This window comes from Sphingobacteriaceae bacterium GW460-11-11-14-LB5 (assembly GCA_002151545.1).
Classification (GTDB): domain Bacteria; phylum Bacteroidota; class Bacteroidia; order Sphingobacteriales; family Sphingobacteriaceae; genus Pedobacter.
In genome coordinates this window covers 2,548,883-2,565,581 of the sequence record CP021237.1, presented here as the reverse complement: position 1 = coordinate 2,565,581, position 16,699 = coordinate 2,548,883, and the positions used below count along the sequence as shown (strand labels likewise).

General features: G+C 40.6%; 11 protein-coding genes and 1 riboswitch. Of the genes, 9 read left to right on the top strand and 2 right to left on the bottom strand.

Annotation, left to right across the window (positions count from 1 at the left end):
- Positions 1-31: 31 nt before the first annotated feature.
- The 7 genes from CA265_10370 (at position 32) to CA265_10340 (ending at position 9,218) form a co-directional block, all read left to right on the top strand.
- On the top strand, positions 32-1,522 hold the full coding sequence (locus tag CA265_10370; protein ID ARS40030.1) for a RagB/SusD family nutrient uptake outer membrane protein: 1,491 nt from the start codon (positions 32-34) through the stop codon (positions 1,520-1,522).
- 30 nt (positions 1,523-1,552) lie between these two features.
- Positions 1,553-2,362: a hypothetical protein gene (locus CA265_10365; protein ARS40029.1), complete on the top strand. Its 810-nt coding sequence runs from the start codon at positions 1,553-1,555 to the stop codon at positions 2,360-2,362.
- On the top strand, positions 2,343-3,794 hold the full coding sequence (locus CA265_10360; GenBank protein ARS40028.1) for a hypothetical protein: 1,452 nt from the start codon (positions 2,343-2,345) through the stop codon (positions 3,792-3,794). The genes CA265_10365 and CA265_10360 overlap by 20 nt, the downstream gene beginning before the upstream one ends.
- A 70-nt stretch (positions 3,795-3,864) precedes the next feature.
- The gene (locus CA265_10355; protein ARS40027.1) at positions 3,865-4,998 is read left to right on the top strand and encodes a thioredoxin; all 1,134 of its coding nucleotides are present in this window, start codon (positions 3,865-3,867) and stop codon (positions 4,996-4,998) included.
- A gap of 20 nt (positions 4,999-5,018) precedes the next feature.
- Entirely contained in the window at positions 5,019-6,887 is a 1,869-nt protein-coding gene (locus CA265_10350; protein ARS40026.1) for a hypothetical protein, read from the top strand.
- Between the two features lie 67 nt (positions 6,888-6,954).
- Positions 6,955-7,545 carry a hypothetical protein gene (locus tag CA265_10345; GenBank protein ID ARS40025.1) on the top strand — a complete coding sequence of 197 codons (591 nt, stop codon included), beginning with the start codon at positions 6,955-6,957 and terminating at the stop codon, positions 7,543-7,545.
- Positions 7,542-9,218, top strand: a complete 1,677-nt coding sequence (locus CA265_10340; protein ID ARS40024.1) for a hypothetical protein — start codon at positions 7,542-7,544, stop codon at positions 9,216-9,218. Before CA265_10345 ends, CA265_10340 begins: the two co-directional genes overlap by 4 nt.
- Positions 9,219-9,769: 551 nt before the next feature.
- Here the strand turns inward: CA265_10340 and CA265_10335 are convergent.
- On the bottom strand, positions 9,770-11,041 hold the full coding sequence (locus tag CA265_10335; protein ID ARS40023.1) for a hypothetical protein: 1,272 nt from the start codon (positions 11,039-11,041) through the stop codon (positions 9,770-9,772).
- A gap of 136 nt (positions 11,042-11,177) precedes the next feature.
- Positions 11,178-11,284: riboswitch (SAM riboswitch) on the top strand.
- 325 nt (positions 11,285-11,609) lie between these two features.
- Between CA265_10335 and CA265_10330 the strand changes: the two genes are divergently transcribed.
- Together CA265_10330 and CA265_10325 are read left to right on the top strand one after the other, a co-directional pair.
- Positions 11,610-14,777 carry a SusC/RagA family TonB-linked outer membrane protein gene (locus CA265_10330; protein ID ARS40022.1) on the top strand — a complete coding sequence of 1,056 codons (3,168 nt, stop codon included), beginning with the start codon at positions 11,610-11,612 and terminating at the stop codon, positions 14,775-14,777.
- Between the two features lie 11 nt (positions 14,778-14,788).
- Positions 14,789-16,225, top strand: coding sequence for a SusD/RagB family nutrient-binding outer membrane lipoprotein (locus tag CA265_10325; GenBank protein ID ARS40021.1), 1,437 nt, complete (start codon positions 14,789-14,791; stop codon positions 16,223-16,225).
- 116 nt (positions 16,226-16,341) lie between these two features.
- Here the strand turns inward: CA265_10325 and CA265_10320 are convergent, their stop codons facing one another.
- Positions 16,342-16,542 (bottom strand): hypothetical protein, encoded by a 201-nt coding sequence (locus tag CA265_10320; GenBank protein ARS40020.1) that lies wholly within the window; start codon positions 16,540-16,542, stop codon positions 16,342-16,344.
- Between the last annotated feature and the right edge of the window lie 157 nt (positions 16,543-16,699).

Below are 16,699 nucleotides of genomic sequence, written 5' to 3'. Positions count from 1 at the left end.
TATATTATTAACAGATTTAAAATATAAAAATATGAAGATTAGATTGTTAATCTGCCTCATCTTAATAACAGGTTTATTGAGTTCCTGCAAAAAATGGCTGGAAGTTGAGCCAGAATCAGAAATAGCTGCTCCGATTTTATTCAGTACCGAAAGTGGTTTTATGGAAGCCATAAACGGCGTGTATAACCGTAGCACAGAATCAGATCTCTACGGTAAAGAACTCACATTTGGTACAACAGAAGTGCTGGCCCAAAATTTTTCGATGCGTGAAGACGGACAGGATTACAGACAAACCTCATTGTACAATTATAAACATGGTGAGTTTATCAAACGCAAGGATAAAATATGGGCAGGCTTATACAATGCAATTGTAAACTGTAACCTGATTCTCGAAAATGTAGATGCAAAAAAGAACATTTTTAGCGGGAGTAACTATGCCATTATCAAAGGAGAAGCCCTGGCATTAAGAGCATATCTGCATTTCGACCTGTTGCGTCTTTTTGCACCCTCTTATTTGAGAAACCCTTCGGCAAAAGGAATTCCCTATGCGAACAAATACACGAAAGAGATTACTCCGGTTTCTACCGTATCAGAAACCATGGATCTTATTATCAGGGATTTGGAAGAGTCGAAACAACTGTTGGTTGCCGATCCGATTCGGAGTGCCGGTTATATTGTAAACTATCCCTTGGTTACCGATTCGCTGAAAAATACCGAGGAGAAAAATCCAAGTCTTTTCCTGCAGAACAGAAGACATCGTTTGAATTATTATGCGGTATGTGGAACGCTTGCCCGGGTTTATCTTTATAAAAACGATAAGGTTAAAGCTTTACTGAACGCGAAAGAGGTAATCGACTCAAAAAAGTTTCCATGGACCGCTAAAAGTGATTTCGAGGCATTCGAAGATTCCAAGAAAGACCGTATCCTGTATAAGGAACTTGTTTTTGGATGGTATATCCCTGGCGCAGCAAAAGATATAAAAGACAATTGGTTTCAAAGTGGCACCAGAGGTTTTTACCTGATTGAAGACGCTGCAGATTATATTTATGAAAAAGCAACGGCCGGAGCAAGTGATTCACGTTATAAATACTGGCTGTCGGCTACATCGAGTCAATCGTCAAGATCTTACGACATTGTTAAATACCGTAGAAACCCTTTAAGTGCTGAAGTAAATGCGAATCTACATTACCTGATGGCTCCTGCAATCAGGCTAAGTGAAATGTATTACATTGCTTCGGAGTGTTCATATGCAGGCAATCCCACAGCTGCGGTCAATTATCTTAAACAGGTTCGTGAAGCCAGACAAATAGGTGATCCCCTGTCCATCAATAATGAAGAAGATTTAATAAAAGAGTTACTTAAGGATGCACGTAAAGAGTGGTTAGCAGAAGGCCAGCTGTTCTATATGTATAAGCGGCTGAACAGAGGCATAGTAGGCCAAACCGGTGTCATCATTCCTGCTTCCGATAACATTTTTGTGCTCCCTCTTCCTAACGATGAGATTGTTTATGGTGGCAGATAAAACCATTTGAAATTCTATTAATAGCAAATTATGAAAATATATATATTAATATTCGCAATCATCTGTCTTGTTTCTTGCAAGAAAGCAGAAGAAATGCGTTTTGATCACAGCGCAAATGTTTATTTCGACATTTATAATGGCGATAAAGACAGTATCGTGAGGACCTTTGCCTATAATCCTACACGCGCCCAGGATACGGTATGGCTTCCGGTTCGTTTATCGGGAATCAGAACAGATGCAGATCGCAAATTTAGTGCAAAGGTAGACGTCGATTCTTCTACGGCCACACCGGGAATTCATTACGAACCTTTAAAAGCCCAATATTCAATTCTTCCGAACAGCGGAATAGGCTACATTCCCGTGGTGATTTATAACAAGGATAAGGAACTCGAAAACAGATCGGTTTCGATACTGATCAAGTTAACGGGCACATCAGATCTGGGCATCGAAAACCCTTATCTGATCAGGGCAAAAGTAGTTTTCTCCTCCAAACTGGAAAAACCAAACTGGTGGGACACCTGGCCATTACCTCCTTATTCGAGGACCAAACACGAATTGTTTATTCTGGTAACCGGACAGACTTCTCTTACGACCGATGGATTAGATGCACCAAAAAACCTCTATTACATAGGTTTATTAACCACTATGCTAAACAATCCCTTTAACTGGGTTACTAAAAATCAAACAAAAGGTTATGTAATTGAAGAGGTAACCGCGGGTAATACCGATAGCTACTATTTCTACAATAAAAGCAATCCGGCCAAGAAAACGCTTTTGCGAAAAAATATGCAGAATGGTAAATATTATTTTATAGACGAAAATGGCAATGAGGTTATTTAAACATAGAAACATGAACATTAAAAAATTAATCTTGCTAATAACAGGTGTGGTTTCTTTAGCCGCATGCCACAAAGACTTAGGCAATTATGATATTGATATGCCTGTTGAGCCTAAACTGGTTAATCTGGATTCTGTTTATACCGCGAGTGTAGGTGATAGTTTGATCATCAAACCAAAAATAGAAGGTCCCGATGCTGCGAATGTAGAACTTCAATGGAAAATCAGTGTAATGGAGGGGAACGATGTTCTTTATACCGGCCCGGCCTTAAGGATCATATTTGGTTTGCAGGCTAAAAGATATGCTGCCCGTCTTACCGTTTTCAACAAAGCGAACGGAATGAAATATTTCCATAATTTTTATGTAGACGGCGGAACCGAATTTGCCAGTGGTACAACGGTATTAAGTGTTGAAGATGGAATTACACAGTTTTCATTTGTAAAACCAGATGGTAGCGTACAGGCCCGTTTGTACAGGGCCATGCAGGGGAAAGATTTACCTGCGAACCCTACGAATTTATTTCTGCTGAGGAATACATTTACGGGTGGCACCTTATTGGGTTATTGGATTATCACCAAAAATGGCGGAATCAGGCTGGAACCAAATACCATGCAGGAAGATCCAAAATATCCAAATACGCTCAAAAATAACTTCTTTACCACGCCAGACAATCTTGAAGTAGGTTCACTGATCTCACATCCTCAGGGCGTGATGATGGGGATTGTGAATGGTAAATTTTACGGTGGAACAACGAGCACCTGGGATCAGGCAGCTACTTACGGAATGTTTGGTTTACCTGCTGATGGTGATTATGAACTGGCACCGTCTTTTGTAATGAGTTTTACGCAATCGGCAACTTATTTTATTGGTTTCGACAGAAACAGAAAGCAATTTGTCCGGATTAATCTTTATGGAGCGCCTGTTTATTTTGGCACCCAATACGCCGTGACCACAACAAGTGCTTTCGACCCTGTAAATGTAGGTATGGACCTTGTTCATTTGGAGCAACTCAATAACGCAGATTGTTTTGCCTATTGTAAAGGAACCGATGGAAAGATTTATGAATTAAAGTTCAATGTGCAGTTTAACGGGCCATTTACCTTTACACCTCAACACAAACGTCTTTTTGCACGCCAGGAATTAATTAATGAAAATACAAAATGGAGTGGTGCTAAAAACGGCGTAATTTATATTGCCAACGGCAGTAAGGTTTACCGGTACAACCCTGTAAATGAAGAATTAAGAGAATTGGCCACGAGTTTTAGTGGAAAAACAATTTCGATGCTAAAACTTTCCGATGATGAAGAAACGCTGATGGTCGGAACAGAAGAAACCGTTTCATTTCTCAATATCAGTACCGGAATGAATGGCGTATTCATTAAAAAGATCGAAGGAATACCGGGATCTCCGGTTGATATCGCCATCAGAAAATAACCCTGTTCCATGTTTAGGATGTCAAAAATCTTAAACATGGAACTCATTTAACCCATAAAGAAACATACAAATGAAAATCATAAAATTAGCAGTATTGGCTTTTCTGTTCCCGGTTTTAACCTGGGCACAAACCTCAAATTTTAGTTTAACAGGTAAAATAGGTACGCTGGGTGCACCGGCAATGGCTTATATCGATTATATGGACAATGGCGTAAGTCACGAGGATTCTGTAGTCCTTGTTAACGGAACTTTTAAATTTTCCGGACATATTTCTGGCAATGCCTATGCCCGTATGGCACTCGATCATACCGGTGGAGGTAAAGGTAAGGCGGTGTATACCGGCGATGTGATTTACTTTTATTTTGGTAAAGAGCAGGTTAGCATCACTTCAAAAGATTCTTTAGAAAATGCTGTTTTTAGTGGATCTAAAGTTTATCAGGAATATGATGCCTATAACAAAGCCATTGGTGGTACCATTATGGCCCTTACCAAAGCGGTTAATATTGATTTTAACAGTGGTACAGCCGAGCAGAAAAAAGATACGGCTTACATGAAAGCTGTCGATCTGCGGTACAGAAAAAATATCCAGAACAGAACAGACAAACAATTCCAATTTGCCAAAGAACACCCTGCATCTTATTTCGCTTTAGTGGCGCTCTCAGAAGCTGCCGGAAGTAAGGTAGATGTAGCCAAAGTTCAACCGCTTTTTAACGCTTTAAACAAAGCATACCGCGAAACAGATATGGGCAAAGAACTGGCTCAACGTATTGCGGCAAGCGGCATTACTGCTGTCGGAAATGTTGCCCCGCTTTTCACGCAGAATAATGTTGTCGGTAAACCGGTCTCGCTGGCCAGTTTAAAGGGTAAAGTGGTGTTAGTTGAGTTTTGGGCAAGCTGGTGTGGCCCATGCAGAGCAGAAAACCCCAACCTGGTAAAACAATACCAGACCTACAAAGATAAGGGCTTCGAAATTATATCGGTTTCATTGGATAATGTAAAAGAACGCTGGTTAGAGGCGATTGAAAAAGACGGTTTAGACTGGATTCATGTATCTGATTTAAAAGGCTGGAACAATGAAGTGGGGCGTTTGTATGGCGTACGTGCGGTACCCGCAAGTTTTCTGGTTGATGCACAGGGCAAAATTATCGGCAATGGTTTACGTGGCGAACCTTTGAATAAAAAACTGGCGGAGATATTCAATTAACCACTGATAAAAAATAGATCATGAAAAAGATGCTAACGGCTTGCCTGATGCTGGTTTCGCTGCTCACCTTTGGGCGTGGGAAATACAAGGAGAAGATTGCCTTAAAAGTTTTATATGTTGGGTATAATCCCGATAAACCCATGCCGAAAAATGTAGTGTATTATTCAACTACACCAAACATCCTCGAAAAAATATACAAAACCAGGATGGCGGATTTTAAAGCCTTTCTGGAACAACGTTTTACTGAAGTTAAGGTTGTTGATGTGGCTGATTATCAGGCTAAAATGTCTGATGAGGTGGATGTAACCCTGATGGACGCCGGCCCGGTTAACATACCCGCAAACTTTAACCGGCCGATGGTTTTAATGCATGCCATGGCACCCAATGTTGGCTTGCCTTTAGGCCTGAAATTCGATTGGTATTGTCAGTGTCTGGATAATGAGGCTTTGAATATCAAAACCAGTCACCCAATTTTTAATACCCCAAATGCCGTAAAACTAACCCTGGTGAAAAAACCGACACCAGGTTCTTTTTTTAACGGTCATCAAGCAGCAACAACGCCAAAGCAGATGGATATGTGGCAAGTGGTAAAGCAGGGTTTTTCTTCTAAAGAGCCTTATTTAATTGGCATGGTTTCGCATGGTGAGGGATTTAACGATTCGCCTGATGCTGAATCGATTTCAGGTGGCGTTTGTCTTAAAAATGCCGAAGCAGTGGCCTTAGGTCGTCAGGGAAATTACCTGATGTGGGGTTTTGCAGGATCTCCGGATTATATGACGGATGAAGCCAAAGATGTTTTTGTAAATGCCGTTTGTTACATCAAAAAGTTCGATCACCTTCCGGCGATTGTTAAAAAAGTACAGATCGAAACCCGTAGTTGTATAGATGAACTGATTTACCGCTTAAGCAAAGAGCTTTATAATCAGGCTATTGCTTCGAGGCGCGAAGGTAATCTTCGGATGCTAAAAATGCAGCAGGAATTAAAAGATAAAAAAGCAAAGGGTGAAGATATTGGCCATGGCAACGAAATGTTTTTGAAGATGCCGGTAACCAACGATACCCAATCTTTTGAAGATTATGTGAAAGGTTTTGCCGGTGATAGTTTGTTTGCCATTTATGGTACCAACATCAGTTTATATCACAAGTATTACCGTCAAAATTATGAGTATTTCTATCCTTCTGGTGTGTATACGCTTCAATTAGACCGCGATGCACAAAAATTAGGTATTTCGAACCGTAAAGTAGCCCTTTTAGATAAATGCATCAGTTTATTGGAAGCCAATAAAGAGGTCGCCATGGCGCAACGATTGCTCGAACGTTACACCACCGAAAAGTTTAATAAAGCGGCTGATTGGAGAAACTGGCTTAACCAAAACCGAAATCATTTATTTTACACCGAATCCGGTGGTTTTAAATTCATGGTGAATACCTATGGAAAAAATGTTCCTGTTGGTCAGCAGCAAAGTTATCAATTGCCAAAAGCCATTGTAAGCGGAGAACCTACCACGGCCGATCCGGTAGCTGTTTCAGCACGATTTATTCCCGGTAATGGTGATAAAAAAGACAGTTTGCTTATCGAGGCTAAAATTTTAAAAGGCTGGCATATTTATGCTTATGTTGCTAAAGATAATCCATTTGTGGTTACCGAAACCCGACTCGAACTTCCTGAAGGTGCAGTTGCTGATCAGGAATGGAAAACAACAGCAGCAGTACCATATCCAGGTAACGATGGCATGTTTATTTTTGAAGGAAAGGCAAACTTTAGGATAATGGTCGATTATAGTAAGGCAAAAGCCGGCACTAAAATTAAATGCGGTCTGTACTACCAGGTCTGTGATGAAACCAAATGTTATCCACCAAAAGAAAAGATATTGGAGATACTCATCTAGTCTACCTATGCGCTCAGCATGGCCGGTAAAATGGCCTTGCTGTTTTTTTAACCCCTTAATTTAAAATATGAAACCTTTTTTCAGGCTTTGTCTTTTGGCTTTGCTCTGTGTAACCTGTACTTCACTATGGGCACAATCTGCTGTTAAGAGAGCCGATTCGCTTCATAACAAGCTTTTGGCAGAAATGATAACCGTGCCTGCACCCAATTTTACCTTAAAAGACCTCGACGGAAATGTGGTATCCCTAAAGAATCTAAAAGGGAAAGTAATTGTACTCGATTTCTGGTCCACCTGGTGCGTGCCCTGCAAAAAATCTTTTCCGGCTATGCAGCTGGCCGTTAATACCTATAAAAATGATCCTGCTGTAAAATTTTTATTTATCCACACCTGGGAAACCACCAAAACACCACTTGAAGACGTAAAAAAGTACATCACTCAATCGGGTTTTAATTTTCAGGTGCTGATGGACCTGAAAGATGGCGCCGGGCATAATGCTGCGGTTGAAGATTATGGCGTTAGTGCCATTCCTGCCAAATTTATTATCGATAAAGCAGGGAATATTGTATTTAAACTCACCGGGTTCACCGGAACCGATGCCGATGCACTCCAGGAAATTTCTGAGCGGATTACGCTGGCAAAAAATCCTAAATCATCATGAATAACTATATCAAGGGAATTGCGATAACGATAGGCGTGCTACTCAGCCTAAATGCTGTGGCCCAGAAAAAACAGCTTGTCAAATTCCAGAAAACCATTGCCGAAGCGGTTAAAAAAGCATACCCGGCGAGTGTACGGATGTGGGGTTTCGATGTGCAGCAGAACCAAAGAACCAGTGCTCAGTTTAGCGGGGTAGTGGTGAGTGCCGATGGCTACATCTTAACTGCAGCACACACCATTTTACCAGGTAAAAATTATAAGGTTTTTTTTCCTGACGGGCGCGAATGCATTGCCCTGGCTTTAGGTAAAATAGAGAATAAAGATACCCCTGGCATTCCAGATGTGGGACTGATGAAAATCACCGATAAAGGCACCTGGCCATTTGCCGAGATGGGTTATTCAGCAAGTTTGCTTAAAAATGAACCTTGTATCAGTATTTCTTATCCCGAAAGCCTAAACCAAACCCTGCCAACTTTACGATTGGGAACTGTTGCCGAAGTGAAAAATGAATACGGTTTTATCCGCTCCACCTGCAAAATGGAACCGGGCGATTCTGGAGGTCCGCTGTTTGATTATTATGGCCGTGTTATTGGCTTGCACAGTGCCATTGATGTTTCTGAAGAAATGAACTTCGAAATTCCTGTTGACCTTTACCGCCGGTATTGGACAGCTTTGAACAGCGAAACACTTTATACGGCTTTTCCCGAAAAGGTGGATGAAGTTAAAACAGATCCGCTTTTAAGGGTTCTTCAAAAAGAAAGCAAACAAAAAGCATTTCATCCTGATTTTGATATACCAGGCTTTAAAAACAGTTGCTTTTTCATTAAAAGTAGTCTAAAAGGTAAGAATCAGGAGATAATTGCCACTTTATTCAATGTTAAAATGCCGGGTGGTACTAAAAAACAGTTTCTGCTAAGTAAACATACCATGGTAGGCGAAAATGCCCGACTGGATAACAATGGATCAGCTGTTCCACTCCAATTAATGGCCAAAGATCAGGAAAACGATCTTGTTTTATTTCAGGTTGATCAGAAACTTACCGGCGGAATCGATTTAGATCTTAATTCATCTGACACCCTTAAAATAGAAATGGGAAGGTTTTTATATACTGTTGAACCGGGTGGCAAAGTGATGCACAGTGTTTTGGGTAGTTCACTATTTAATTTACCCAAAATTAACAACCAGCCTTATTTGGGCGCAATGGTGGTATACAATTCCAGCCCTGTTCAGTTTTCTTTAATTAAAGCAGGTAGTCCGGCAGAAAAAGCAGGGCTAAAAGTAGGCGATGAACTGATCAGCATGAATGGGATGCCTATGAAAAAGGCCAGTGAATTTGCCCCTGAACTGCTAAAATATTGGGCAGATGATGAAGTGACGTTTGAATGGACAAATCCTGTCGGGAAAATGAAGAAAACTTTTAAACTGGAAGGACGGGGGCAATCGGTTTCTAACCACCCAGCTGAGAAATTTGAAGGTGGTAAATCAGCGAGGAGGGATGGTTTTAATGCTGTTTTTACGCACGATGCAGCCATTAAACCCAATGCCTGCGGTTCTCCTGTTTTCGATTGGCAAGGTAATTTTTATGGGATCAATATCGCCAGGTTTAGCCGGACGACTACGGTGGTGGTTCCAAAGAAAAGCATGATCAGTTTTCTTTTAAAGACTGTTCAGTAGCTTGGTTATCGCCACGGAAACACGGAAGTCACGGAAATTCTATTGGTCGGTGTCTCACCGACCAATAAGGATTGCCTAAGCCTGCTTTACAAAAACGATACATGATGCATTATTATTTGGAGCGGCTTGCCTGTGCTACTATTAAAGTTTTTTCCCGTGCTTCGCTGTATCCCTCCGCTGCGCTTCGGGGATGCCACTACGCCCGGGGCTAGTTACGACGGGCAATGTAAAAAATGAGGGCAAGAATCTTTCTTCAGGGCATATTTGTGTTAAATGAACAGGCCTTTGTTTAATAAACCTTATTGAAGCGGCTATCCTTTTTGTGCAAGACTAATTGTTTATGTAATTCATTCACAAAAAGATAGAAGCGGAAAGAAGGGCTGCCCAAACCGAAAGGCACTGCACCTGCTTTACAAAAAAGATGCATGATGCATTATTATTATTTGGAGCGGTTTGCCTGCGCTACTATTAATGTTTTTTATGCTATTGGTCGGTGTCTCACCGACCAACACTTTATATCGGTTGGTGAGACACCAACCGATAAGAAATGCTTATTTCTTCAGCAAGGTATCAATCTCTGTATTAAATTCTTTCACAAATTCATCATAAAATTTACCGGTTGCAGGACCATTAAAACCAGTATGGATTTGTGCTACATTGCCTTGTTTATCAATGATTATCGTCGTTGGAAACGATAAAAAAGAATCGAGTGCAGGCAACGATTCAGATACCACCTGTTTATCGGCAGTGCCTGCAATAACCTGGTCGTAATCAATGCCGAAACGTTCGCGGAAACGCGTCATCACTTTTTTTGCATATTCAGGTTCGGTTGAGCGTTCGTAATGCAAAGCTATAATTTCGACACCGCGTTTCTTGTTTTCTTTATACCATGGCGCAATAAAAGTAGCTTCATCAACACAATTCGGGCACCAGCTTCCGGTGATGGTTAAAATCACGACCTTGTTTTTGTATTTCTCATCCTTTAACGAAATCTTTTTACCGTTTACATCAGGAAAGCTAAAATCAAGTGTTTTGTATCCTTTTTTCAGGTAGGTAAGTTGGTAAGGATCGGGTAGGGCTGCATCTTTGTTTTTGGTTCCGGTAAAAGGCTGACTTCCCCTTGCACCTAAAATTTCGCCTGTTAACGAACCATCTGCCTGGAAAGTTCCTTTGTAATAGGCAGGAGAGGAGCCAATAAAACTCGAAAGTTGAAATTCATTTCCTTCTACAACACCTTCCAGGTAACGCGAATCGCCGGTTACCCGTAAAAAAGTACCTGTAAGTTTGTTTCCCGTTTGTTTAAATAAACCTACTGTTTTTTCCGCTTTGCCATTAGGCGATTTAAAAACCACATCATAACTGCCGGAATAATCTGCCGTTGCAGGTTTAGCTGTTGTTTTGAAACGGTAATTTTTTCGCTCGGCAACAATCACCAAAGCTTTACCCGTGTTATCCTGTTTCCTTAATGTACCGGTTAACTGGTCGCCGTCTATGGCAAAGGCGAGTTCGTTATCAAACTGGTCCAGTTTAACGAAAAGTGAATCGGATGTTTGTTTGACCAGACCGCCCTCAAAACGCTCTTCGGCATTACGAAAATATAATTTCTGCTGTCCGCTTTTTTCACTGATCTCGAAGTTGAAGGGGATTTCTAATCCTTCCTTTACTTTAGCTATTCCGCGCCAGCTACCAAGGGCAACAAAAGTTTTTTGTTTTTTCTCCTGAAGTTTTTTCGCCTGGTTATTTGCTAATGCTGTATGTTCCTGTGCATAGGTAAAGGTGGTTGATATGGCCAATAGGGTTGTTAATAGGGATTTGAGTTTCATTGGGATGTGCTTAATCGACTAAATTAGTCGACAAATATAGGGATGTAATTGCCAAAGAAAAAATATTTGAATAAAAATCTATAAAAACTATAGGATAAATGGAATTAATTATACCTTTGCCCCAGTTATTTTAAAATACTTATCAAGAAAGGCGGAGGGAATGGCCCTGTGAAGCCTTAGCAACCATCTAATTTTTAGAAATGGTGCTAATTCCATCCCGGATGAATCTGGGGTAGTTAAGTCAGTTGTTTGCGTTATCCTTATAAGAATTATATGGAGCACTTCTGATTTAAGGGGTGCTTTTTTTTTGCCCTGAATGCGTTCTTGAAATTAAATTATGCATTAAATAAAATCATTCAAATGAAAAAGACAGACGAGCTGAAATCCATTGATGTAAACCCTAACGCAGGCTTCCGAATGCGTGGAGTCTGTTAAAATTGCTCCGTTTTAACAGGCTTTTTTAGACTAACCAATCCTTTTCTGCTTTAAAAACAAACACGTTTTAGTCGTGGTGGAATGGTTTTGCCCAAAATTATTATCCCTTTTAACTAATTATTAACTACACAATATGTTTAAAAATTTAAAATCAATAGCGTTTATCTTGCTGCTCCTCATCGCACAAAAGCTTTCCGCTCAGGATGCGAAGGTTACCGGAACGGTAAAGTCGGCAGATGGTGAAACACTCCCTGGTGTTTCCGTTTTAATAAAAGAAACCAAACAAGCTACCATTTCTGATGCGAAGGGCGCTTTTTCTATCAATGCACCAGATAAAGGCACCCTGGTGTTTTCTTACATCGGTTTTAAGAGCCAGGAAATACAGATCAATAAAAATGCCGGCCCGATTTCAGTCATTCTCCAGTCGAGCGATAATGCGCTGGATGAAGTAGTGGTTACCGCCCTGGGTATTTCAAGACAGAAGAAATCGCTCGGTTATGCGGTTCAGGAATTGAAAGGACAGGATTTGGCTGAAGCTAAAGAATCCAACCTGGTAAATGCACTCGCCGGAAAAATAGCCGGTGTACGGGTAACCAATAGCCAGGGGAGTATGGGTTCATCACGAGTAGTCATCAGAGGTGAAACCTCTATCGCCGGAAATAACCAGCCTTTATTTGTGGTTGACGGAATTCCGGTAGACAATTCTCAGTTAAATTCGGCTGGGGCAAGAGATTATGCCAATACCATTTCGGATATCAATCCCGAAGATATAGAATCAATAAGTGTATTAAAAGGACCAAATGCCGCGGCACTATATGGTTCGAGGGCTGCAGCAGGGGTTATCCTCATTAAAACCAAAACCGGTAAATCGAAAAAAGGATTGGGAATTGAGGTCAATTCAAATGCCGTTTTGGAAACGTTACTCACCCTTCCCGTTTATCAAAATGCTTTTGGTCAGGGTTCAGAAGGTCAGTTCAGTTATGTAGATGGCGCAGGTAAAGGCCTTAATGATGGAGTAGACGAAAGCTGGGGGCCAAAATTGGACGGCAGGTTAATTCCACAATTTTATTCGAAAGGAGTGGCGGTTCCATTTGTAGCACATCCTGATAATGTGCGCGACTTTTTTCAAACCGGATATTCATTAAACAATGGCGTATCGGTTGCAGATGCAGGTGAAAAGTACGACTATCGGATATCATACAACAACTTAAAACAGGTGGGTATTGTGCCTAACTCCGGACAGGGCAAAAATTCATTTGTGCTGAATACTACCTTAAAAATAACGCCTAAACTAAGCTTAACAGCGAACGCAAACTACAGCAGACTTAATTCTGATAACTTACCTGGAACAGGTGGTTCAAGATCAACCAGTACCATGTTGCAGTTTACCTGGTTTGGTCGTCAGGTTGATATTAACCAATTGAAAAATTATTTGGATGAAAATGGAAAAACGTTTAACTGGAACAACAGCTATTACAGCAACCCATATTGGGTAGCTTACGAAAATACTGTATCGCAAAACCGTAACCGTATTATTGGAAGTGTTGCACTGAATTATAAAATTATTGACGGACTAGATTTCAATTTCAGAACCGGAACAGATTATTACAATGATAGGCGTAAAGTGAGGATTGCTTATGGTACCAACGGCACACCTTTTGGCTCGTACACGGAAAGTGCTTTCACCGTTAATGAGAACAATACCGATGCGACCTTAAATTTTAACAAACAGTTAAACGACGATTTTAGTCTCGAATTACTGGGTGGAGGTAACATCCGCAGGCAATATATTGAACAGAATGATCAAAGTGCACCAAAACTGGCCATTGCCGGACTTTATACCCTTAAAAACTCCCGCGATCCATTGGTTTCATCAAATAATCTTTCAAAGCTAAAATCTTATAGTGTTTATGCATCAGGGCAGATTGGCTTCAGAAATTACCTTTTTGCCAACATCACGGCCCGTAACGATTGGTCATCAACCTTGCCGGCACAGAACAGGTCTTATTTTTATCCATCGTTTAACGGAAGTTTTGTTGCAACCGAGGCTTTTGATATTAAAAGCGAAGCCCTTAACTACTTAAAAATACGTGGAGGCTGGTCTAAAGTAGGTAAAGATGCAGATCCTTACCGTTTGATTAATACTTATGTGTTTAGTGCGCCATTTACGGCAAATCCTCAGCTGACTACCGGTAGTATCGACCTCAATCCTAATCTTAAGCCAGAAACCACTACCTCAACAGAACTTGGTGTTGAAGCTGTTTTCTTTAATAAGCGATTGAGATTCGATTTAAGTGCATACAATACCAATAGTTACAACCAGATTTTGGCGGTAGATGTAAGTCAAAGTACGGGATTCAGTTCAAAACTGCTTAACGCCGGAAAAATTAACAACAAAGGCATAGAGGCACAGTTGGGAATTACACCGGTTAAGAAGGCTTTTACATGGGATATTGATGTAAACTTTGCTGCAAACAGAAGTAAGGTAATTGAATTGGATGCAGAAAAATTATTGACCAATTATGTTGTTGCTACCAATTCAGCGCAGGTTATTGCTACGGTAGGGCAACCTTACGGATCGTTATTTGGTACCGCATTTTTGAGAGATGGAAATGGAAACATCATTGTAAACGCTACAGGTGCGCCAACAATAAACCCAACCAAACAAGTATTAGGAAAATATACACCAGATTGGATTGGTGGCGTGTACAATACATTCAGCTATAAAGGAATAAGTTTAGGGGTATTGGTTGATGCAAGTTTTGGTGGTTCTATTTACAATGGAACTTATGCAACCGGTACTTATACAGGTGTATTGGCTTCTACATTACCAGGAAGAGCGGCAGAATATGGCGGAATCTCGTATTATTATCCGGGTAACAAAAAAGAGAATGGAACGGTGAGGGTAAACGGAACAGCTCCGGCAGGCGTAACAGTTTACGACGATGGGATTGTTTTTGATGGCGTAACGGCCGATGGCAAACGCAATGAAAAAGTATTACCTGCTCAACAATATTATAAATCGTTCAGAAATATTGATGAAGCCAATATTTTCGATGCTTCCTATGTAAAACTCCGCGAGGTTAAATTAAGTTATAACCTGCCGGCAAAATGGCTTCGCCCGTTAAGTTTACAAGGCGTTTCGGTATCGCTCGTGGGTCGTAACCTTTGGATTATCCACCGCAATACAGTAGATATCGATCCGGAGGTAGCTTTTAATACTGGTAATGGTCAGGGTTTAGAAAGTCTTTCTAACCCAAGCACACGCAGTTACGGTATCAACCTGAATGTTAAATTTTAAATCTTACCATCATGAAAAATAAAAAATTATATATACTGGCTATTTTGGCAATTGCATTTTCATCTTGTAATAAAGAGCTGGATGAGGTGAATATTAATCCGAATGCACCAGAAATTCCACAGCCTGATTATTTACTTACCGGAACCACTAAAACTACAGCGGATACCTATTGGGGAGTAGCCAATAACATGAACTCGAGCCTGCTTTTTACACAACATTGGGCTAAAGTTCAATATACGGAAGAAGATCGTTTTATCTTTTCGAACAGTAGTTTTACGGCCTTATGGTCTACAGGCTATGCACAAAGTATCGCCGGTTTTAATAAAATTATCGAATTGGGCGATGCACAGGGCAATCCAAATTATAAAGGAGTTGCATTGGTCTTAAGATCGTGGGTATTTTTGTTACTTACTGATGCTTATGGCGATATTCCATATACACAGGCTGGAAAAATCAAACAGTTTGTGACGCCGGTTTACGATAAACAAAAGGATGTTTATTATGGTATTCTTAACGATTTAAAGACAGCCCAGGCCGCTTTAGATCCAGCTTCAGGAAAGGCTGTAGGTGGAGATGTGATTTATAGTGGCAATATTGCTTTATGGAAAAAGTTTGCCAATTCTTTACGCCTTCGCATCGCTTTACGCATTGCGGATAAAGAGCCGGCCAAAGCCAAACAGGTAATTGATGAAGTACAGGCTGAAGGTGGCACTTATATTAACAGCAAATCGGAGAATGCAACACTGCTCTACAGTGATTCGCCACAGCAAAATCCAGTGGCTGCATCATTCGAAACCCGGAATGATTACCGGATCAGTAAAACCATCGTAGATAAGCTTTTTGCATTAAATGATCCCAGGTTACCCGTTTATGCAAGCAAAACTGATAATGCCACACCTCAAACCTATGTAGGTATCCCGAATGGCTCAACAAATTCAGAAGCCAGTGCAATAGGTTTAGCAAATTCTTCAAGACCAGGAACTTATTTTTTAGCACCAAAAGCACCTGCTGTGATTTTTAGTTATGCCGAATTGCTTTTTGATAGGGCCGAAGCTGCTGCAAGAGGTTTTACTACAGAAAATGCAGCTGACCTGTATAAACAAGCCATCAGGGCATCCTTTGATCAATACAGTATAGGTGGAAGTGCGGTTGATGATTACCTAAATCAGGTTTCGGTACAATATGATACTGGTAATTATAAAAAATCAATCGGTGAGCAAAAGTGGATCGCTTTGTTTGGTCAGGGTTTAGAAGCCTGGGCAGAAAGAAGAAGGTTAGATTATCCGCAGTTAACCGCTTCAGTAAATACCGTGCTGAACGGACAAATTCCGGTACGTTTCATATATCCTGGTACGGAGCAATCATTAAACGGCCAGAATTATAAAAATGCGGTAAGCAGTCAGGGTGCCGATTTATTAACCACCAAACTTTGGTTTGATGCTTTTTAACCTTAGCATTTGATACCAACAAAAACGTCCCGATTTTACATCGGGACGTTTTTGCTTTTAAATACTTAAAGAAAGAGGTACCGCTGTTGTGGAGCTTCCTTATTTCTTCCAGGTATTCATCTGGTTAAATCTTCGGCAGCATGGCTTGCCCTGGTTTTCAGGTCTTCCGTGTATCCTTTTGCTTTATCTACCCATTCCAGAGCTTTATCTAATAGTTCATCTACTATCGATTGTCCGGTGATCGGATCTTTCTTGGTAATATATTTTACGCCAGCATAAACTGCGGCGCCAATAATTGCTGTTTTTAAAATTCCCATGTTCTTTTCTTTTTATTAGTTAAACATTTTGAGATCGTTAAAAGTTTTAGACGATTTCTAATCGAGGTTGTTACAGGATTTTACATGCTTGTTGTTCATCGGGATACTTTTATTTCTGCAGGTTAAAAAAAGGAATTAGGGTAATTTTTTTAAGCCT